Below are 19,404 nucleotides of genomic sequence, written 5' to 3' on the forward strand. Positions count from 1 at the left end.
GGAGTAGTGCTTTGCGCGTTTGTGATCTGATCGAAGGGAAATCCCCTTTCATCTCTTTGGAGTTTTTTCCTCCCAAGGAAAAGGACGCCTGGCCCGAGTTTTTCGAGGTTGTGCAGGAACTCAAGGTGCTGGAGCCGCTGTTTGCATCCGTAACGTATGGTGCCGGCGGCGGAACCCAGGACAACACCTTGGAGATCGCCACCAGAATGAAAAGGGATCATGGCATTGAGCCGCTTACCCATCTGACCAGCGTCGGTGCATCGGCCGAAAAGCTGGACGGTTTTCTTCAAAGTCTGCGCGCGGCCGATATTGAAAACGTGCTCGCCCTGCGCGGTGATCCGCCGCGGGGTGTCGAAAATTTCGACTTCAATTCCCAGGAATTCAAGCATGCCACAGATGTCATAGAATTTATTTGCCGGAAATACCCGGAAATGTGCGTGGGCGGGGCAGCCTATCCAGAGCCGCATTTCGAGTCCTCAAGCATCAGGTCCGACCTGGAAATGGTCCATCTGAAAGTGCAAAAGGGTGCGCAGTTTTTGGTTACTCAGTTGTTTTTCGACAACCGACTGTACTTCGATTATGTTGAGCGCCTGAGAGTCATGGGGTCGAACGTGCCTGTCATTCCCGGCATTCTTCCCATCATGAGTCTCAAGTCGGCAAAATTCATTCTCGGTTTGTGTGGCGCCGCCATTCCCGGCAAATTTTTGAGCGCCCTTGAGCAGGCACACGAGAAAGGTGGCGATGACGCTGTCTACGAACTCGGCATCGACTACGCGACCAAACAGTCGCAACAGCTCATCGACGGAGGCGCCCCCGGCGTGCATCTGTACACGCTCAATCGCGCCAAGGCAGTTCTCGAAATCGGACAGAATTTAAAGTTTTAGGGGGGAGGGTTCATCATGAGTAAGGATTTAGTGGTGGCAGTCTGCGGCGCAACCGGTGCCGTCGGACAGGAGATGTTGAAGGTTCTGGAGCAACGGGATTTCCCCTACGGCACGCTCATTCCCATGGCTTCCGCCAAGAGCGTGGGCAAGAAGGTGTTCTGCAAGGGTGAGGAACTGTCCGTGGTGGAGTTGACGGAAGATTCTTTCAATGGCGTGGATATCGCCCTGTTCTCCGCTGGCGGGGCAACCAGCTTGAAGTACGCCCCCGCAGCGGCCAAGGCCGGCTGTGTGGTGGTGGACAACTCCGCTGCCTGGCGCATGAACGACGAGTGCCCTCTGGTGGTTCCCGAAGTGAACCCGCAGGATCTCGACTGGCACAAGGGCATCATCGCCAACCCGAACTGCTCCACCATCCAGATGATGGTCGCTCTCAAGCCCATCCACGACGAGGCCAGAGTCAAGCGCGTGGTGGTCTCCACCTATCAGGCCGTTTCCGGCACCGGCCAGAAGGCCATCGAGGAGCTGGAAAACCAGGTGCGCCGCCTTATGTCCGGCAAACCCGTGGTGGCTGAAGTGTATCCGCATCAGATTGCCTTCAACTGCCTGCCGCATATCGATGTCTTCCAGGACAACGGGTACACCAAGGAAGAGATGAAGATGGTGCACGAGACGGTCAAGATCATGGGTGATCCGACCATCAAGGTGACCGCCACCTGCGTCCGGGTACCCGTCTTCTACGGCCATTCCGAGTCCGTCAATATCGAGACCGAAGAGAAGCTGACCGCGGACGACGTGCGTGCACTGCTGGCCAAGGCCCCCGGTGTCATCGTTGAAGATTATCCGGCCAAGCTGGCCTATCCCATGGCGATCAACGCCGCCGGGGAAGACGCCACTTATGTCGGCCGTATCCGTGAGGATGAGACCATCGACAATGGCATCAACATGTGGATCGTTTCCGACAATATCCGCAAGGGTGCTGCTCTGAATACCGTCCAGATCGCCGAAACGCTGATCGAACGCGACCTCGTTCGCGTTCCCTAGGGATAAATATCGTGACCAAAATAGTCGATTCCAAGGATTACATGGAAGCCCTGCTGGCCGTGGACAGACCCGGAGCAGATGAAATTCATGCCTTTTACGAGCACCGTGTGGGCGTTATCTGCACGGACCCGAAGATGATGCTCATGCCATGGGACGACCACCTGGTGCACCGTGGTGACGGCATCTTCGAGACCATGAAGTTCATCGGCAAAAAATTGTATCAGCTCGAACCGCACATGGCCCGGATGCAGCGTTCCTGCGAGGCTATCTATCTAAAGCCGCCCTGTTCCTGGGAGACCATCCGCGACTTGATCGTTGATGTGGCTCGTGCGGGCGGGCGTGAGAACGGCATGGTCCGGGTGCTTCTCGGGCGCGGTCCCGGCGGGTTCGGTATCTACCCGTCGGAATGTCCTGAAGCGAGCCTGTACGTGGTGTCGTATGATCTGCATCCGAAACCGGAATCGGTGTACGAGAAGGGCGTGACCGCCTTCAAGACATCCATCCCGGCCAAGCAATCGTACCTGGCGGCCATCAAATCCATCGACTATCTGCCGAATGTGCTCATGAAGCACGAGGCCGAAGAAAAGGGCTATGATTTTCCCTTCTGCTTTGATCAGAACGGCCTGCTGGCTGAAGGGGCCACGGAGAACGTGTGCATCGTGGACGATTCGGGAAGGTTGATCATCCCGGAATTCACCAACGCCTTGGCGGGAACCACTCTTCTGAGAGCTGTGGACCTGATCAAAAGCGAGATGTCCATCGTGTTTCGGGGCATCAGCGAAGAGGAATTGCTCCTGGCCCGGGAGATCATCATTGTCGGCACCACGGGTGACGCAATACCGGTGGTCCGGTTCAACGGCAAGCCCATCCATGACGTGAAGCCCGGTCCGGTAGCCAAGAGAATCCGTGAACTGCTCAAAAAGGATCTGGTTGAGACCGGCATCGATTTGTAACGAAGCCAGTAAATCGAAATATGAAGGGCTGCCCGGTTGGGTGGCCCTTTTTTTGTCAGATGGTGGTGTCGGAATTCATGACTGCCTGGTCGAATTGGCGGATGGCCTGCTCTGCCATGAGGTCGGTGCCCATGGTCCGCATGGCGTAGTCGTGCAGCATGTGGGTGACGTCCATGGGGCCGGGAATGCTCATGAAATGGTATGCCTCGGCCCAAGCGTCGCCGCGCAGGTAGGCCAGAGCCCAGCGCACGGTGTGTTCATGAAAGAACCCGGAGTTGTTGATGACGATGATGGCCTTGCACCGGCCGTCTTCCGCCCGTTCGCGGAACGAGATCTTGCGGTGTTCGCAGGAAGCCAGGGGATAATTGACGTGATAGAAGACGCTGCCTGCCAGGGATGCTTGAATCCACAGATCCCAGTCGCGGTAGAAGGTGTTGTCCCGGAAACCCGCGGTGCTTTCCCAGGCCCTGCGTGTCAGGAGTACCCCGGGACCGAGGAAGCCCCGAGCCTGAAGCAGTCCGTCCCTGAACTTGGGCAATTGGACCATGCCCGGTCCTGCGGAGCGATCGTTTTTGGGTGCGAGCCGAATGTAATCGGCATAGACGATGTCTGTTTCAGGGTGGTCTTCCAGAACCGTCATGGTTGTGGTCATGAACTTGGGGTCGAGACGGTAGTCGGGCCGCAGGAATACCAGTATTTCGCCGGTTGTCATGGCTGCGGCTCGGTTACGTGCTTGAGAGGGGGTGGTGGAGCGGTCGAAGACCTGGAGGCGTATGGAATCCATGCCGGTGATGGCCTGCCATACCCCCGGATCGGTCGGAGCATGTCCGCCATTTCCCGCAATGATGATCTCCATGGCATCCAGTCCCGTGGACTGCCTGGAAATGGACAGCAGCAGTCTCGGCAGGCTGGCGTGGGTTTCCAAGTCGGAAATGATTATGGAGACTGTACTCTTGCGCATGGGTCGCCCTTCCGTGGGATAGCTGTTCGTCACGAGTTGTCTGGCGCGATCCATGCGCACAGTTTGCCTTACTCGTGATAATCTTATCGACGGTTAAATGGAGAACTTTAGACATTGAAGAGTGTTTTATGAAAAAAATGTTGGATGGAATTCGAACCCTTGGCTTGCGCGAGGACAGGGGTTAACGTATGTATTTAAAGGCGTGAGACAATGTTGCAACCGGTCGGCATATCCGGTTCTTTCGTGTATCCCTTGACCCCCCGGTGGTATCTCGTGGCGATTTTCAAGTGCGACTCCTGTGGTTATGAACGCAACGTACCCGACACATTGTCCGGGAAAAAGGCCAAGTGTCCTGGTTGCGGTCATGGCGTGACCATCGTCGATCAGCTTCCCGAAGACGAATTGCCCTATGATGTGGAGTTCGAGGAAGATGAGCCTTCCGTCGAAGCGGAAAGCATAGAATCTGTGGATATGCCTGATGGTGCCCCATTGGAAACGGCCATCAATCTTGATGACTGTGACGCGGTCATTGCCCCGGATAAACCTGTCGATATCATTTGTGCACAGTGCGGCCATGTCCAGGAGTCCGGGAAAGAGCGTGTATGCTCCAAATGCGGCGCTCCACTTGATGAGGTGGAGGATATTCCTGACATCGACGAAAGCGACATCGATGTCAGCGATCTGGCCGAAAACGAGGCTCCCCAGGTGTGGGATGCCGATTTTCAGGGCAGCTCCGATGAATTGGAGTCCATCGAGGAGACAAAAGACCCGGATCAATGGCATCTGTTCCAGGGGGCGTTTACGTTCAATCTTTATGCGGGCATTGTTTCCGGTGTGCTGTCGTTGTTTTTCGTCTATTCCCTGTCGCTGCTGGCGTCCTCGCAATCGGGCATGTACGACTTTCTGCCCTACGTGCTGGGCACTGCCTTGTCCGGTGTTATTGTCGGCAGTATTCTTTATTCACTGCTTTCCCGGATTCCCTTTGCCTTGGTAGGCCCTGAAACGGTTTTGACTGCCGTGCTCTTCCTTTTCATAGGCAAGATATGCCATTCGATGACCGGCGCCTATGCCGTGGAACTTATTTTGCCGACTATTTTGGCGGGAATAGCCTTGATGGCATTCATTGCCGGATTCAGTCTGTTTGTTCTCGGAAAATTCAGAATCGGGGAGTATGTCCGATATATACCGCTTCAGATAATAGGCGGTGTCATTGGAGGCGTGGGCGTATTTGTTCTTTTGGGGGCATTCGACTGGATGGGGCGGTATAATCTCGATTGGAGCAATATCTATACCCTGGCCCTGTCCATTTCCACGAATGTCCGGTTTGAGCAAGGGCTGCAGGTCATGGGACCGAGCATGGTTTTCGGGCTCGTGCTGTTCCTGGCCATGTCCCGATCAAAGAATTCACTGTTGCTCTTGGCGATGATCCTGGCAGCGTCCGGTGCCGGCTATGCCGTAGGAATATGGGGCGGTGACGCGGCGTTCAGGAGTCTGGCTGATCCAGTGGAATTTTCAGAAGGTTCCCTGTTGATGCATCTTGTGGATGTCTTTGATGCCGATCTTTCATTGAGCAATATTCAGTGGGCCATCATAAAAAGCCAAGGTCTTTACATTGGCGCCCTGACCGTCTTGATCGTGTTGACGGTCATGTACCGGGTAACTCGACTGGAACTCATCAGAGGAAGGGAGAGTGATCTCAACAAGGAATACAGTGCTCTGGGCGTGACCAATATGGTGTCCGGCCTGTGCTGCGGCATGCCGGTTTCCCTGTCCTTCGGCCGGAGCGCAGGCAACTATGAATCCGGCGGTCGGGGACCCGTGGCCGGTATTGTCGCCGGTTTGGTCTGCGCCTTTGCGCTGTTTTATGCGGATTTCGTCCTGCCCATGATCCCCAGGTTCGTGCCGGAGGGGCTGCTCATATACGCAGGCCTTGATCTCATCCGTGATTGGGTGTTCAGGACCAAGACCGCGTTCACCAGCCGGTCAGAGATTTGGCTGCTCAGGTTGACGTTCCTGGCGACCGTTTGTCTGGGATTGCTTGAAGGTATCGGTTTCGGGGTGGGCTTGGCCCTGATGGTCACCGTCAGCCGGGCCAGTCGGGGCGGGGTCGTTCGCAATGTGCTCTCAGGTTCCGGGTATACCAGTAATGTCGACAGGGCGTCAGCCCAACAACGGATTCTCAAGGAGTTCGGCGATCATATCCACATCATGCGCCTGCAAGGCTTTTTGTTTCTGGGTTCCATGGAGAGGCTGCTCAAGGATGTCCGAAAGCGTCTCGACGACAGGAACCAGTTGCCGGTTGAGTATCTGATACTCGACTTCAAGCTGGTGAACGGCTTTGCTTCGGCCACGGGCATAGGATTTTTCAAGTTGCGTCAGTTGGCCGTTGATTATGATCTCGATCTGATCATAACCAGTGCGCCTTTGGAACTGGAAGAACATTTGGAAGAAATTGGGCATGTGGGCGAGGAAGACGGTTTGTTCAAGACATTCCTGAACCTCGATTACGCCCTGGAGTGGTGTGAGAACCGGGTTCTGGATTCCGAGAACATGCTTGAGATGAAGCAGATGACGTTGCCGGAATTGCTGGCGCCTGTATTCCCGGAACCGAAGTATATTCCGGCCCTGATGAAGGTGCTCAAACGTGAGGTGGCTGAAACCGGTGAGGCTGTCTTCCGCCAGGGCGACAGGTCGGATTCCATGTTTTTTGTTGAATCAGGCCGGTTGGATGTAGAGCTGGAATTGGAAGGCGGCAAGATCCTGCGGCTCAAGAAAGTCGGTCCGGGTGCCGTGTTCGGAGAGATGGGCATCTATACGCTGGCTGCACGCTCTGCTACGGTACGGGCTGCCGAGAAGTGCGTTCTCTACCGGATGACATTGGACAAGCTTGACGCCATCGAGGCTCGAGCACCCAAGTTGGTCACGGCTATCAACCGCTTTTTGATCAACCTGTTGTCAACGCGCCTGGCCGATGCCAATGCCAAGGTCCGGGATCTGATGCTCTAGACTGCCTTGGTCGGTCAGGTTTCTGGATGAAGGTTCAGGTCTTCAAGGACATATTGCCTGAGTGCGTTTTCCCACCTGCGGGGAGTCACGCCTGTGGTCCGTGTGAATTTGGATAAATCCAGCACGGAATACGCCGGACGTTCCGCCCTGGTGGGATATTCCGTGGAGGGCACGGGCGAGACCATGCAGTCCATTCCAGCCAGGTTCACGGCCATATTCGCCAGTCCATGCCAGGAGGTTTCTCCGGAATTGGCCAGGTGGTATACGCCCGTTGCATCCTTCTCCAGGAGCCTGATCGTGTTTTCCGCTATATCCGGGGCATAGGAGGGGGAGCCGATCTGGTCGTTGACAACGGTCAGTTTGTCGCGGGATTTCGCTAGTCCGAGAATTTTTTTCACAAAATTCGTTCTTCCGGGGCCGAAAAGCCAGGAGATACGGATGATAAGAATCCGATCATATCCGAGTTTGAGCAAACCGCGTTCGCCGTCGGCTTTGCTGATGCCGTATACCGAGAAGGCCCTGGTTTCGTCGTATTCGGTGTACGGGGAGGATTTATGTCCGCTGAAGACAAAATCCGTACTGTAGTGGACAAAGGGGATGGACCGTCGGGCTGCAAGGGACGCCAGCAGGGGCGGGGCTGTGGCGTTGAGGGCAAATGCCATGTCCTGATCGTCTTCGGCCAGGTCGACTTGCGTGTAGGCGGCGGCATTGATCATGATGTCCGGGTCGTTCCGGTTCAGCCAATCTTCCACGGATTTGGGGTTTAGTATGTCGCAGTCCTGCCGCGACAGAGGGAGTGCCTCCGCACCAGCGGAACCGAACGCCTTTGTCAGGGCCTGTCCCAGCAATCCGGTTCGGCCTCCAAATACGGCAACCCGAAGTCCGTTCATTTGCATCAGGAACGCTCCTCGTACCAGCTGTCCATGAACGTTCGATATTCCCCGCTCTGCACTTGTTCGAGCCAGGTGGTGTTGGCTTCGTACCAGCCAAGGGTCTTTGCCAACCCTTCCGTAAAATCCAGGGTCGGAGCAAACCCCAGCTCTTTTTGCGCCAAGGAGAAGTCCATGGCGTAGCGTTTGTCGTGGCCTGGCCGGTCGGTGACGTGGGTGATCAGCGATTCGGGTTTGCCCAGAATGGAGAGCAGGGTTCTGACCACATGAAGGTTGGTTTCCTCGGCATTCCCGCCGAAATTGTAGGCTTGTCCTTCACGTCCTTTGGTCAGGGTCAACTCTACGCCCAGGCAATGGTCGTCAACGTATATCCAGTCCCGGACGTTCAACCCGTCTCCGTAGACGGGAAGCGGTTTGTCCTTTTTGGCGTTCAGAAACATGAGCGGAACGAGTTTTTCAGGGAATTGGTAGGGGCCGTAATTGTTGGAACATCGGGTGATCAACACCGGAAAACCGTATGTTTCGAAGTAGGCGCGGGCCATCAGATCAGCCCCGGCCTTGCTGGCAGAATAGGGGCTGTTCGGGGCCAGTGGAGTGGTTTCGGTGAATTTCCCGGTGGGGCCGAGGGTGCCGTAGACCTCGTCGGTGGACACGTGGACGAAGCGACCGATATTGCATTGCCTGGCGCATTCCATGAGATTCTGTGCCCCGCTCACATTGGTGGTGACAAAGGGCGAGGGATCGTTGATGGAGCGGTCCACATGGGATTCAGCCGCGAAATTGACCACGGCATCGATGCGGCGGCCGGACAACAGGTCCGTGACCAGATCCCGGTCGCAAATGTCGCCTTGCACGAAATCATAGCGGGTTTCGCGCTCTTCCAGGTCCATGAGGTTCAGCCGGTTGCCTGCATAGGTGAGCTTGTCCAGATTGACGATGGACCAGTCGGCATGCTTCTCCAGCATGAGCCTGATGAAATTGGTGCCGATAAATCCGCAACCGCCGGTAACGAGTAATTTCATGTAATTATGCCAGCCCTGAAGTGAGTGGTTTGTGGTCCGTGGTCAAACCGAAGCCTACAGTCCTGCGGGGAAAAGTTCAAGATGATAGAGGGTCGTCCACGATCAGGTCCGTCTGTCGAAGGGCCTCAAAGAGCAGGATGCCCGTGGCCGTCGACAGGTTCAGACTGCGGACCTGTCCCCAAATGGGGATGCGTACCTGCGGGTGCCCTTTCATCATTTCAACGGGCAGTCCCCTGGTTTCGGGGCCGAGTATGATAGCGTCGTCGGGTTGAAAGTCGAAACGGTGATGCGGTGTCCGGGCCTTGGTGGTGGCCATGACCAGACGGCTGGGACATACCGTCCTGAGAAAATGGTCGAAATCCGGGTGTACCGTGACATCTACGTGCGGCCAGTAATCAAGCCCGGCCCGTTTGAGGTGCTTGTCGTCCACGGAGAATCCCAGCGGTTCAATGAGATGAAGCGGGGTTCGGGTGGCTGCGCACAGCCGGGCTATGTTGCCGGTGTTGGGTGGTATCTCCGGTTCGAAGAGGACGATGCGCATGAAGGCTTAAACGTCCAGTTTGATGGTGGCTTTGCCGGGAGAGTAGCCCTTGAGGGTGCGGATCATCTCGCGGATGGAGGCGGAAATGATGTCTTCCACAAAAGGTTTCATGCCGACGGGGGAGCCGTTGATGTCGACTTCAATGGAATTGTGCATTGCCAGACATGCTCTTGTCGTGGCCCTTCCTGCAACGATGTCGGCCGCCAGGGTCCGACAGTCCGGGCGGCCGCAGGTCTTGCAATCCATGCCGGGCAGGAAGAATCCTTTTTCCAGGATTCGGGCAGCCAACAGTTCGATATCGTTGAGTGTCTGGATATTGTCCACGCTCTTGTCGCCGTAGCTGGCGACGGCAAGCTCCGGGGCGAGCCAATCGGTGCCGTCGGCGAGATCGCCGTTCAGGCAGAGAATGCGGGGAAGGAAGCCCAGGTTTTTGCCGCCTTCCACAATGAGAACGTCTGCCGTCAGCAGGGGGAGCAGGTCAGGGAGAAACCGGTGGTCTGTCCAGTGGACAAAGGTTTCCTTGGGACCGAATCCGGCCACAGTGTCGCAGATGGCGGCATATTCGGTGGTGTCCGTATCCTTCCAGTCGAATCCGTGGTGGCTGAATTTGGCTGCGGATACGGTCAGCCCCTGGTCCTTGAAATGACGTGCGAGTTTGAGGCCTAAGGTTGTTTTGCCCGATTTTTTGGGGCCGACGAGGGAAATTGCCTTCATGTAATCCTCCGGACAGGAGTGTTATGCGGTCGTAATGATCTTTCCGTTTTCAAGAAAGAGGGTGTGGTCAGCGACTGCATCAAGCCATGCCATATCATGACTGGCGATGACAAGGCTCGCACCGTATTCTTCGCGGGCGGACAGTGCGGCTTGTTGGATCAGGGCCGCGCTTTTTTTGTCCAGGCTGGCGGTGGGTTCATCCATGAGCAACAACTTGGGCTTGAGGGCCAGACGCGCTGCCAGGGCCACCCTTTGGACCTCTCCCCCCGAAAGCTCGAACCATTGCCGTTTGCAGAACGTTTCGGGGTCAAGTCCGACAATTTCAAGGGCGCGGGACACCTTGGCGGGGATGTCGTTCTTGTTGCGGATCTTCAGACCGTAGGCAACGTTGGCGTAAACCGAGCGTTTGAGCAGATACGGTTCTTGCACGAGCAGGGTCACCTGGCGGTTGACGGTACTCGATCTGGCCGCAGCCGGAAGACCCAGAAAACGGATAGTTCCCTGTGCCGGGGATTCCAGGAAAGCGAGCAGTCTGAGCAGGGTGGACTTGCCTGAACCATTGGGACCGGCCAGGCCGATGATGCTGCCCTGGGCTATGTCCAGGTGGTCCACTGCAAGTACGGTGCGGTCCGAATAGCGCTGGCGAATGTCGGTGAGCGTTATCAAGGGGATCGTCATTGGACGGCCCTTTTCTTTAAACCGGCTGCGCCGATGTTGACCAGAAGTGCCACTGTAAGGAGGACCATGCCCAAAGCGATGCCCACGGCGAATTCGCCTTTGCCTGTTTCCAGGGCAATGGCCGTGGTTATGGTGCGGGTGTGCCATTTGATGTTGCCGCCCACCATCATGGAGATGCCCACTTCGGACACGATGCGGCCGTATGCGGACATGGCTGCAAGCATGATGGAGTATCGTGCTTCCAGAACCGTGGCCCACATCATTTGGCGTGGTGTGGCCCCGAGGGTGATCAGGGTCATGGGCAGGCGTCGGTCAAGGGCTTCTACCGCCGTGGCGGTCATGGCAATGATTATGGGCAGGCCGAGCAGGGTTTGGCCCAAGGCAACGCCCGGGATGGAAAACAGCAGGCCCGAGCCGCCAAGGGGGCCGTTGCGTGTGAGAAATGCGTATACGAGCAGGCCGATGACGACCGTGGGAAAGGAAAGCAGGGTGTCCACTATGGTGCGGACGACTTTTTTGCCGGGAAAAGACTTGTATCCAAGAAGAAACCCCAAGGGAACGCCCAGAGACATGCCGCATGTCATGGACAGCGTTGAGGCATACACGGTTGCCCATATGGCGGAATATGCCTCGGCATTCCCTGTGAAGAGAAGAACGAATCCTTGCAGGAATCCTTGAAGTAAATAGTCCATTTTTTTTGCTTTATTGCGGGGGAGGAGGGGGAAATCCTCCTCCCCCGGAAGGTCGATTAAGAGAGGTTATTTTGCGTTGGGAATGAAGAGGGGCTTGCCCAAAAGCTTGAAGTCGCCTATGGCCTTCTGCGTTTCGGCCGAAGCCATCCACTCGATGAACTGGGTGGCCAGGTCGTATTGGGCGTCCTTGCACAGCTTGGTGTTCACGGCCAGTCCGCTGTACTGGTTGAACAGGGTCTTGTCGCCCTCCACGAGGACTACCAGCGGCGGGTTGCCGCCATTGGTGTCGGCATACTTGATGAAAGTGCCGCGGTCGGTCATGGTGTAGCCGTTCTTTTCATTGGCGATATTGATGGTCGGGAGCATGCCCTGACCGGTCTGGACATACCAGGCGGCCTTTTCGGGAATTTCCATGCCAGCGGCCTTCCACAGGGAAAGCTCTTTCTTGTGGGTGCCGGAGTTGTCGCCACGGCTGGCGAAAACGGCCTGTTTCTCAGCGATGGTCTTCAGGGCGTCGGCAACGCTCATTCCTTTGACCCCGGCGGGGTCGGCAGCCGGGCCGATTATGACGAAGTCGTTGTACATCAATTCCTTGCGATCCACGAGTACGCCTTTGTCGACATAGGTTTTTTCGGATGCGGGGGCATGCACCAGCACAACGTCAACATCGCAATTCTCGGCCATGGCCAGGGCTTTTCCGGTACCCACGGCAACGAATTTGATCTCAATACCTGTGTCCTTCAAGAATTTCGGAACGATCAGTTCGTCCAGAAGACCGGTGTTGGCGGTGCTGGTGGTGGTAGCCATCATCAGGGTTTTGCCTGCAAATGCGGGCAGGGCCATGGTAATGGTAACAACAAGTGCAAGTGCGGTAATAAGCAAACGTTTCATTATTTCCCTCCAAGGAAAACAGTTATATCCAGATCCCTCAATCTGAACCATTTTATTGCATGTCGTCGCGGTAAAACTCACCTGATTTCTTGACCTCGACATTCAATAACTCGGATGCGCGTTTCGTGGCATAGTCTTCAACATCAAGGTAAAAATGCAGGAATTGCTCCATGAGTTCCCTGCCAAATGGCGACAGATTGAATCTTTGACCTTTCCCCTTGGTCTTTTCGACCAGAGGCTGGCCGATACGTTCTTCAGCGTTTTTAAGTTTCCCCCATGCTCGGCGGTACGACATACCGAGTGCTTCTGCTGCCTTGCGCAGAGAACCGAGGTTGTCAACGTGTTGAAGCAGCAGTGTGCTGCCTATACCGATATAGGTTTTGTCTTCCTGTTCGAGCCAAACGCGTAGCCTGAGAATGGTTTCCGGTTCATGCTTCATCAAAAAACTCCTGATGTCCTTGTGGAATAAAGTGTCTCTGTAAGACTTCTGTAAATTAGATTATATATGGAATCAATAAATTATGCAAAAGTTAGCATAATGCCCCAGGTGACAGTACTTGTTTACAGTGTAATGGTTTCGAAGGTTTGCGAGCATAAATCCACTACGAGCATCTTCCCGGCCAGTGTCGAGGTGTGGGAGAGGATGTTGACAGTTTCGGATGCCATCAGGGACGCTATAAACGTTACTGCCGGGGCAGGGCAGCCGAGTTCTTCTTCAGCGGCATTATTTGTGCCCATGATGTCGGCGGGGCCGATCTGGCCGGGCATGACCACGCCTACATAGCCAGTCCAGCCTGCCAGGGCGCCGGTTACCAGGGGAATACCCGCCTGTGAGGCGGCCTGTTGCAGGTGGCGGCGCATGGTGAGACCGCCAAGAGCGTCCACGGCTAGATCACAACCTTCAAGGAACAATGGCAGGGATTCGGGCGTCAGAAATTCATTGACCGTTTCAAGGCATGTCGATGGGTTGATCTCCGCAGCCATGAGTTCGGCTGCACGGACCTTTGGTTGTCCCATATTGGAGATTCTAGACAAGGCCTGACGGTTGAGATTGCTTGCTTCGAAGACATCGCCGTCGGCGGCGCGTATGCGGCCCACACCGAGTCGGAGAAAATGTTCCAGCAGGGTACCGCCCAGTCCGCCGATGCCAACCTGGGCCACGCGGGATTCGAGCAGTCGGATCTGGGCTGCCGGAGTGATGGATTGCATGTTGCGCAGATAGCGGTCCGGGAAAATGCCGAGTTGCAGGGCGAGCGCTTCTATTTCACAGCCCGGCATGTCATGTGCGCGAACAAGTTCATTGATTTTGTTCAGGGCAAGGATATTCCCCTGTACGCCCCAGGGAAGCGATGTTTGGCGTGCATGACCGCGAATGTCGTCATGAAGGGACGGTTTCAAGACCTAACCCCCGCCCACGGGAGGGAACAGTCCCACCCGATCTCCGTCCTTGATTTCGCTATCCAGTTGGGAGCGCAGGGAATTTATAAACATGAGGGTGACTTCCTTTTCCGGTATGGCGAGCTTTTTCACAAGCGACCGGACAGTCTCGCCGGACTCGATTGGATAATCGTCACTGTTTTCAGGAAGGAACTTGGCCAAGGTCGCAAAACATTTAATTTCTATTCCCATGGGATGGAATTTAGACGCTTAGGCTTGTGGGGTCAACGGTAAAAGAAAGGGCCGGGGGAAAAACCCGGCCCTTGTGGATATCGAATGGATTCGGCTTTAGACCTTGGCGCCCTGAAGCTCGTCTTCGTCGTAGTCCCAGACCACGTTGTGAGGCGGCAGGGGGTCGGTTTCGAAGAAGCGGGGCAGTTTGTCATCCATCTTGGTGAAGCCCGCGCGCTTGTTGAACTCCTGTTCGTCTTTCATGGTTCCGGCACCGAGGGCGATGAGGTCGTCAACGGTGAAGGTATTGCCGGTCCAGGACTGAACCAGGTCAGCCATGGTCTGGACGCCGTTTTCGGAATCCAGGACCGCAAAGGCCACGAACAGGCAGAACCCCATGGAGTCGATGGCGGCGGTTGCGACCTGCAAGTTCTTGGACAGTTCGATGTTGCCTTCCTTCTTGTGCCCGTCGATGGAACCACCGACACCCAGGATGTTGGCGGTGACACCGTAACCTGCAGTGTGGTCGGCACCCATGGCCGTTGTGGCATAGGTCACGCCGACGCCCTTGACCGCACGCGGATCATACGCGGGCATGGACTGGCCCTTGACCGTGGGCAGGCGTTCCACGCCGAAGGCACCGCCTGCGAAGTCCACGCCGTTACCCATGATCATGCCCATGGGATCTTTGGTGCCGACTTTCTTGAGCAGCTCAATGGCGGCCTTGCCGTCACCCCAGGGGATGATGCCGCCGTCCATGGCAATGGCCACGGTATTGCCCATTTCGATGGAGTCCATGCCTTTTTCGTCGCACAGACGGTCCAGGGTGGCGATGTCGTCCATGTCTTTGATCATGGAGTTGGCACCGAAGGCCCAGACTGTTTCGTACTCGAATCCGGAGGTAAGGTAATTGCCGTCGGCATCATTGTACTGCTGGGAGCACTGGATGATGCAACCGGCATGGCAGCCCTCAGTGGTCTTGCCGCCGCGAGCATTGATGATCTCGGCAATTTTTTCGCCGGAGATTTCCGCCGCATGGTCGATCTGGCCAAAGCGGAAGTTCTTGGCGGGCATCGCACCGGCTTCGTTGACGACGTTGACCAGTACGGAAGTGCCGAAACCGGGCAGACCTGCGGAAGTGACCGGGTGGCCTTTGAGGATGTCGACCCAGGTCGAACGGGCTTCCTTGAAAGCGGCTTCGTCAACTGCGGAAACCTTGTTGGAGAATTCAGGGTCAAGGACTATGGCCTTGATTTTTTTGGAACCCATGACGGCACCGGTGCCGCCGCGGCCAGCAGAACGGGCGGGGCGCTTGTAGGGATCGGTGAACTGGATGGTGGCTGTCTTGCGGACGGTTTCACCTGCTGGGCCGATCATGCCGGCACACAGCTTGTTGCCGTATTGAGCCAGCAGTTTGTCGTGAGCCGGATAGGTGTCCAGGCCTGCGATGTCGGAGGCGTCACGGAATTCGACTTTGCCGTCTGTGATGAACAGGGTGGAAAAAGGAGCCTGCTCGGCGGGTTTGTCTTCCAGGATGATGGCCAGCAGTCCCATCTTGGGCATTTTGTGAGCGAACAGGCCGCCGGAGTTGGACTCCTTGATGCCGCCGGTCAGTGGAGATTTGGTGCCCACGGAGAGGCGGCCGGAGTTGGCTGCGGTGGAACCGCCCATCAGTCCGGTCGCAAAGACCAGTTTGTTTTCAGCGGATAGCGGGTGGCAATCTGCCGGCACTTCCTTGTTGATGATGCGGGAAGTGAGTGCACGGCCGCCAAGGTTGACATAGGGACCGGCGTTTTCAAAAGAGTACTCTTTTGTTCTGCAATTGATTCTAAGAATGCTTGGCATTGGTTTCCCTCTGCTTTTTAAAAATTAGCGTTTCGCTTGACGCATAGCACCTAAACTGTCTAGGTAGAAATTACTACCCCGCATAACAATAAAATGTCAAAAAAAACAATGCATTGTGCTCATGGTGGCATAATATTCCAAAGTTGTACAATACTGCATGTCTGATATGGTGAATAATAATGAATAATAATGTTGAAAGGTTGAGAATCGCAATGGTTGAGGATGCGGTGGCGGGCTGGAACTATCTCTTACAAAAGGGGTTTGCGCTCGAAGCTGTCTCGGGTATGTCCATGCGACTTTTTTTGCGGGAGATTCTCGGTTTCGATGACAACTATATCGACACTACGGTCAGGACGATATTCTTGAATAACAGTCCGGTGGATGATCTTGAGACTGCCAAGATCAACGATGGCGATCGTATTGCTTTGGGCAGTGCCATGCCCGGCTTGGTTGGTATCGTCATGGGGCGAAACAACCCGTACAAGAGTTTTCGGAGCGATATTTCAGTGCGGGAGGGGTCATTTTCTATCAATGAAGTGCCCGCTATTGTCTCGGTGAAGATTTTCAGTACACTGGCAGTCGAGTCTGGCCGGGACTTGCTCCGGCGCGGTATCTTGGTTGATGCGAACATGCTGGCGTCATTCCTTATCGACAAGAAAGCCCAGATTGTGGAAGCGGACGAAGTTGATGCGGACACCATTTTGGCGAAGCTTGAAGCCATGAGCGGGAACATCCCCATCAGTGTCGAGTTTGTTTGATCCTGCTGGAGTTAGGGTACGAAAAAACGGACACTTGCAATGCAAGCGTCCGTTTTGTTTTATCAAAGTGGTGGGCGATACGGGATTTGAACCTGTGACTTCCACCGTGTGAGGATGGCACTCTGACCAGCTGAGTTAATCGCCCACTTTGATTTTTACCCAAGGCCTTCGCCTCAAGGGAAAAAATGTATATCCACAAGAATGGCTGTTTGCAACTCTTTTTTATTGATTTTTGGCACACTCGGCGCTGATGCACTCCTGACCTTCGACCATGTCGCGGTTGTAGCAGGTCAGGCCGCAACGTAAACAGCGGCAGGTTTCATGTTTGGTTTCCTCTTCACTGAGGGTGCCTTCGATTTCTTTGAACGTACAGGTGCGTTCATTACATTCTATGAGTTCCGGCAGTTTTGCACGGTCGCGCAAGCCTACGTCGTGTACATCGGTGAACATGGTATATGGAATCATGCTGCGCTGTGTCCGGTTCGGGGCGTAGGGCGTTTCACCGTTGAGGTAATGGTGAATGGACCGGGCCGCCTTTCTGCCTTCTCCCAGGGCGGTGATGACCAGGGCCGGGCCGGTGTGCATGTCGCCGCCCGTGAAGACATTGGGCATGGCGGTCTGCATGGTGTCGGAATCACCGGCCAGGGTGCGCCACCGGGTTTCCTCGAGAGAACATGCCCCTGACTCGTCGTAGAGGCAGGAAAGTTCGGGTTTTTGGCCGATGGCGGTGTAAACGGTGTCGGCTTCAAGCAGGGTCTCCGATCCCTCTATGGGCACAGGCCTGCGCCTGCCGGATTCGTCGGGTTCGCCCAATTCCATCTTGATGTATTCGATGTGCGTGACGTGCCCATCGTCGTTTTTGACAATGCGCGTGGGCGCTGCCAGGAAAAGATAATTGACGGTTTCTTCCTCGGCTCCTTCGATTTCTTCGATATTGGCCGGCATTTCGTCTTTGGTGCGTCGGTACATGAGGGTGACGTCGGCTCCCAGGCGGACACTGGTCCTGGCCGTATCGATGGCGGTGTTGCCGCCGCCGATGACCACGACCTTCTTGCCGATGCCGGGGTCGATGCCGAGACCGACCTTGGTCAGGAATTCGGTGCCGGTTGCCACGCCCTTGGCGTCTTCGTTCTCGATGCGCAGGTTCAGGTTCATCCACGCCCCGATGCCGAGGAATACGGCTTCGTATCCGGCTTCCGTGAGTGATTCGATGGTGAAGTCCTTGCCGAAGAACTTGTTGTTTTCGACGTCGATACCGAGATCCAGGATTCCCTGGATTTCCCAATCAAGAACCGCTTTTGGCAGCCGGTATTCCGGGATGCCGTATCGAAGCTGGCCTCCGAGTTTGGGCATGGATTCGAAGATGGTCGGGCTGTGGCCCAGACGGCGCAGGAAAAAGGCGCAGGAAAGGCCGGCCGGGCCGCCGCCGACCACGGCTACTTTGCGGCCCGTGTCCGGGGCGCAGGAAATGGGCAGCCTTGTGCCGGAATTCATTTCCCAGTCCGCCACGAAACGTTTGATCATGTTGATGCCCACTGCCTCATCCACATGGCCTCGTCGGCAGACTCCCTCACAGGGGTGAGGGCAGACGCGGCCGATGGACAGGGGCATGGGGATGCGTTCACGGATGGTTTCCAGGGCACCTGCGTAGTCACCGCGCGAGACCTGTTCGATGTAGCGGGGGATATTGATCTGGCCGGGGCAGCGCTGGCGGCACGGGGCCAGACAGTCGGTTTCCTGGTTGAGGTGAGTGATGCGGGCGGTCATGCCCCATACGGTGATCACGCCGCGCGGGCAGACCTGTTCGCAGCCGCCGCAGGCAGTGCACAGGGCAGGGTCCACCACCGGGTAGCCGTTGGGACCCATTTCGATGGCTCCGAACTGGCAGGCCGTGACGCAGGTGCCGAAGCCGAGACATCCTTCGGGGCACATCTTGGAACCGCTGTAGAGCAGGTGTTGGGCCCGGCAATCCTTGACGCCCGCGTATTGATAGACATCTTCGGCCCGAATGCCGCCCGTGCAGTCCACAAAGGCAATCTGTTTTTCCATGGAAGAAAATTCAAGCCCCATGATGGCGGCCACGTTGACGGCGACCGAGTCACCTCCGATGACACAGACGTTGGCACCGGCCTTGCCTTCGACCACTCCCTGGGCGGCTCCGGCGCAGCCCGGATAGCCGCAACCGCCGCAGTTGGCACCGGCCAACACGCTTTCAACCTGAGCGATGCGTGGGTCTTCATATACATAGAGTACCTTGGATGCCACAGCCAATATGACGGCGGCGGTCAGGCCTATGCCGAAAAGGACGAGTACGGAAGCGGTGATCATATCCATATGCTCCTAGGATGCCATGCCCTTGAAGGCGAAGAATGCGAGCGACATGAGGCCTGCCATTATCAGGGCCAGCGGGGTGCCTTTCATGGCCACCGGGACCCGCGCCAGATCAAGCCGTTCGCGGATGCTTGCCAGGACCACCAGAGCGAGCATGAAGCCGAAGCCGGACGCTATGGAGAAGAGCAGGGTCTCGATCAGGGTGTATTCTTCGCGCTGGCAGATGATGGCGATACCGAGCACCGCGCAATTGGTGGTGATCAGCGGCAGGAAGATACCCAGCGATTTGTAGAGAGGCGGGATGGCTTTTTTCAGGAATATTTCCACGAATTGGACCAGTGAGGCGATGACCAGGATGAAGGCGATGGTCTGGAGATATCCGATGTCGTTGGGCGCAAGCAGAAACTTTTGTACGCACCATGTTATGACAGCGGCCATGGCGGCCACGAAGACCACGGCCAATCCCATGCCGATGGCCACGCCCGACTCCTTGGACGTGCCGACAAACGGGCAGTTGCCCAGATATTGCGCCAACACGATGTTGTTGACGAAGATGGCGGCGATGACGAGTACGAAGTAATCCATGGTT

19 protein-coding genes and 1 tRNA gene are annotated in these 19,404 nt (G+C 56.0%); 5 read left to right on the forward strand and 15 right to left on the reverse strand.

What is annotated here, in order from left to right:
- The first annotated feature begins 11 nt into the window (after positions 1-11).
- From DWB63_RS06415 to DWB63_RS06425, 3 genes are read left to right on the forward strand one after another with little or no spacing between them, the layout of a single operon-like run.
- Positions 12-884 carry a methylenetetrahydrofolate reductase gene (locus DWB63_RS06415; protein ID WP_128327991.1) on the forward strand — a complete coding sequence of 291 codons (873 nt, stop codon included), beginning with the start codon at positions 12-14 and terminating at the stop codon, positions 882-884.
- 15 nt (positions 885-899) lie between these two features.
- Positions 900-1,925, forward strand: a complete 1,026-nt coding sequence (locus tag DWB63_RS06420) for an aspartate-semialdehyde dehydrogenase (protein ID WP_164879798.1) — start codon at positions 900-902, stop codon at positions 1,923-1,925.
- An 11-nt stretch (positions 1,926-1,936) separates the two neighbouring features.
- Positions 1,937-2,878: an aminotransferase class IV gene (locus tag DWB63_RS06425; RefSeq protein WP_128327993.1), complete on the forward strand. Its 942-nt coding sequence runs from the start codon at positions 1,937-1,939 to the stop codon at positions 2,876-2,878.
- Between the two features lie 55 nt (positions 2,879-2,933).
- Here DWB63_RS06425 and DWB63_RS06430 read toward each other — a convergent pair whose 3' ends face one another.
- On the reverse strand, positions 2,934-3,839 hold the full coding sequence (locus tag DWB63_RS06430; RefSeq protein ID WP_128327994.1) for a glycosyltransferase: 906 nt from the start codon (positions 3,837-3,839) through the stop codon (positions 2,934-2,936).
- A 210-nt stretch (positions 3,840-4,049) separates the two neighbouring features.
- Between DWB63_RS06430 and DWB63_RS06435 the strand changes: the two genes are divergently transcribed.
- The gene (locus DWB63_RS06435) at positions 4,050-6,845 is read left to right on the forward strand and encodes a SulP family inorganic anion transporter (protein ID WP_241648665.1); all 2,796 of its coding nucleotides are present in this window, start codon (positions 4,050-4,052) and stop codon (positions 6,843-6,845) included.
- Positions 6,846-6,859: 14 nt separating this feature from the next.
- Here the strand turns inward: DWB63_RS06435 and rfbD are convergent, their stop codons facing one another.
- From rfbD to DWB63_RS06490, 11 genes are all read right to left on the reverse strand, one after another.
- Positions 6,860-7,741 carry a dTDP-4-dehydrorhamnose reductase gene (gene rfbD, locus DWB63_RS06440; RefSeq protein ID WP_206613142.1) on the reverse strand — a complete coding sequence of 294 codons (882 nt, stop codon included), beginning with the start codon at positions 7,739-7,741 and terminating at the stop codon, positions 6,860-6,862.
- Positions 7,741-8,757: a dTDP-glucose 4,6-dehydratase gene (gene rfbB, locus DWB63_RS06445; protein ID WP_128327995.1), complete on the reverse strand. Its 1,017-nt coding sequence runs from the start codon at positions 8,755-8,757 to the stop codon at positions 7,741-7,743. The genes rfbD and rfbB overlap by 1 nt, the downstream gene beginning before the upstream one ends.
- Positions 8,758-8,833: 76 nt before the next feature.
- The gene (locus DWB63_RS06450) at positions 8,834-9,298 is read right to left on the reverse strand and encodes a tRNA (cytidine(34)-2'-O)-methyltransferase (RefSeq protein WP_128327996.1); all 465 of its coding nucleotides are present in this window, start codon (positions 9,296-9,298) and stop codon (positions 8,834-8,836) included.
- Positions 9,299-9,304: 6 nt separating this feature from the next.
- Entirely contained in the window at positions 9,305-10,012 is a 708-nt protein-coding gene (locus DWB63_RS06455; protein WP_128327997.1) for a molybdopterin-guanine dinucleotide biosynthesis protein MobB, read from the reverse strand.
- Positions 10,013-10,033: 21 nt separating this feature from the next.
- Positions 10,034-10,690, reverse strand: coding sequence for an ATP-binding cassette domain-containing protein (locus DWB63_RS06460; protein ID WP_128327998.1), 657 nt, complete (start codon positions 10,688-10,690; stop codon positions 10,034-10,036).
- Complete coding sequence (locus tag DWB63_RS06465) at positions 10,687-11,382, reverse strand: ABC transporter permease (protein ID WP_128327999.1); 696 nt, start codon at positions 11,380-11,382, stop codon at positions 10,687-10,689. Before DWB63_RS06465 ends, DWB63_RS06460 begins: the two co-directional genes overlap by 4 nt.
- A 66-nt stretch (positions 11,383-11,448) precedes the next feature.
- A complete protein-coding gene (locus DWB63_RS06470) occupies positions 11,449-12,273 on the reverse strand; it encodes a substrate-binding domain-containing protein (protein ID WP_128328000.1) in 825 nt (274 codons plus the stop codon).
- 52 nt (positions 12,274-12,325) lie between these two features.
- Complete coding sequence (locus DWB63_RS06475) at positions 12,326-12,712, reverse strand: LysR family transcriptional regulator (RefSeq protein ID WP_128328001.1); 387 nt, start codon at positions 12,710-12,712, stop codon at positions 12,326-12,328.
- Positions 12,713-12,834: 122 nt separating this feature from the next.
- Positions 12,835-13,671: a ThiF family adenylyltransferase gene (locus tag DWB63_RS06480; RefSeq protein ID WP_241648667.1), complete on the reverse strand. Its 837-nt coding sequence runs from the start codon at positions 13,669-13,671 to the stop codon at positions 12,835-12,837.
- Positions 13,672-13,674: 3 nt separating this feature from the next.
- A complete protein-coding gene (locus tag DWB63_RS06485) occupies positions 13,675-13,902 on the reverse strand; it encodes a MoaD/ThiS family protein (RefSeq protein WP_128328002.1) in 228 nt (75 codons plus the stop codon).
- 96 nt (positions 13,903-13,998) lie between these two features.
- Positions 13,999-15,726, reverse strand: a complete 1,728-nt coding sequence (locus DWB63_RS06490; RefSeq protein WP_128328003.1) for an aldehyde ferredoxin oxidoreductase C-terminal domain-containing protein — start codon at positions 15,724-15,726, stop codon at positions 13,999-14,001.
- Positions 15,727-15,905: 179 nt separating this feature from the next.
- On the opposite strand from DWB63_RS06490, the gene DWB63_RS06495 reads away from it, so the two are divergent.
- Positions 15,906-16,484 carry a hypothetical protein gene (locus tag DWB63_RS06495; protein ID WP_128328004.1) on the forward strand — a complete coding sequence of 193 codons (579 nt, stop codon included), beginning with the start codon at positions 15,906-15,908 and terminating at the stop codon, positions 16,482-16,484.
- A 68-nt stretch (positions 16,485-16,552) separates the two neighbouring features.
- On the opposite strand, the gene DWB63_RS06500 is transcribed toward DWB63_RS06495, so the two are convergent.
- The 3 genes from DWB63_RS06500 to DWB63_RS06510 all read right to left on the reverse strand — a co-directional run bounded on the left by DWB63_RS06500 (position 16,553) and on the right by DWB63_RS06510 (position 19,400).
- Positions 16,553-16,629: transfer RNA gene (locus tag DWB63_RS06500), tRNA-Val, on the reverse strand.
- A gap of 77 nt (positions 16,630-16,706) precedes the next feature.
- Positions 16,707-18,812 (reverse strand): FAD-dependent oxidoreductase, encoded by a 2,106-nt coding sequence (locus DWB63_RS06505; protein WP_128328093.1) that lies wholly within the window; start codon positions 18,810-18,812, stop codon positions 16,707-16,709.
- Between the two features lie 12 nt (positions 18,813-18,824).
- Complete coding sequence (locus tag DWB63_RS06510; protein ID WP_128328005.1) at positions 18,825-19,400, reverse strand: RnfABCDGE type electron transport complex subunit A; 576 nt, start codon at positions 19,398-19,400, stop codon at positions 18,825-18,827.
- Positions 19,401-19,404: the final 4 nt, after the last annotated feature.

The organism is Pseudodesulfovibrio sp. S3, from assembly GCF_004025585.1.
Taxonomy (GTDB): domain Bacteria; phylum Desulfobacterota; class Desulfovibrionia; order Desulfovibrionales; family Desulfovibrionaceae; genus Pseudodesulfovibrio.

What these genes read in the sequence shown, in the direction of transcription:
- DWB63_RS06450 (WP_128327996.1), bottom strand. Translation starts at nt 9,298, where the DNA reads ATGCGCATCGTCCTCTTCGAACCGGAGATACCACCCAACACCGGCAAC.
- DWB63_RS06475 (WP_128328001.1), bottom strand. Translation starts at nt 12,712, where the DNA reads ATGAAGCATGAACCGGAAACCATTCTCAGGCTACGCGTTTGGCTCGAA.
- DWB63_RS06435 (WP_241648665.1), top strand. Translation starts at nt 4,050, where the DNA reads ATGTTGCAACCGGTCGGCATATCCGGTTCTTTCGTGTATCCCTTGACC.
- DWB63_RS06495 (WP_128328004.1), top strand. Translation starts at nt 15,906, where the DNA reads ATGAATAATAATGTTGAAAGGTTGAGAATCGCAATGGTTGAGGATGCG.
- rfbB (WP_128327995.1), bottom strand. Translation starts at nt 8,757, where the DNA reads ATGAAATTACTCGTTACCGGCGGTTGCGGATTTATCGGCACCAATTTC.
- DWB63_RS06420 (WP_164879798.1), top strand. Translation starts at nt 900, where the DNA reads ATGAGTAAGGATTTAGTGGTGGCAGTCTGCGGCGCAACCGGTGCCGTC.
- DWB63_RS06465 (WP_128327999.1), bottom strand. Translation starts at nt 11,382, where the DNA reads ATGGACTATTTACTTCAAGGATTCCTGCAAGGATTCGTTCTTCTCTTC.
- DWB63_RS06510 (WP_128328005.1), bottom strand. Translation starts at nt 19,400, where the DNA reads ATGGATTACTTCGTACTCGTCATCGCCGCCATCTTCGTCAACAACATC.
- DWB63_RS06505 (WP_128328093.1), bottom strand. Translation starts at nt 18,812, where the DNA reads ATGATCACCGCTTCCGTACTCGTCCTTTTCGGCATAGGCCTGACCGCC.
- DWB63_RS06485 (WP_128328002.1), bottom strand. Translation starts at nt 13,902, where the DNA reads ATGGGAATAGAAATTAAATGTTTTGCGACCTTGGCCAAGTTCCTTCCT.
- DWB63_RS06455 (WP_128327997.1), bottom strand. Translation starts at nt 10,012, where the DNA reads ATGAAGGCAATTTCCCTCGTCGGCCCCAAAAAATCGGGCAAAACAACC.
- rfbD (WP_206613142.1), bottom strand. Translation starts at nt 7,741, where the DNA reads ATGCAAATGAACGGACTTCGGGTTGCCGTATTTGGAGGCCGAACCGGA.
- DWB63_RS06470 (WP_128328000.1), bottom strand. Translation starts at nt 12,273, where the DNA reads ATGAAACGTTTGCTTATTACCGCACTTGCACTTGTTGTTACCATTACC.
- DWB63_RS06430 (WP_128327994.1), bottom strand. Translation starts at nt 3,839, where the DNA reads ATGCGCAAGAGTACAGTCTCCATAATCATTTCCGACTTGGAAACCCAC.
- DWB63_RS06490 (WP_128328003.1), bottom strand. Translation starts at nt 15,726, where the DNA reads ATGCCAAGCATTCTTAGAATCAATTGCAGAACAAAAGAGTACTCTTTT.
- DWB63_RS06460 (WP_128327998.1), bottom strand. Translation starts at nt 10,690, where the DNA reads ATGACGATCCCCTTGATAACGCTCACCGACATTCGCCAGCGCTATTCG.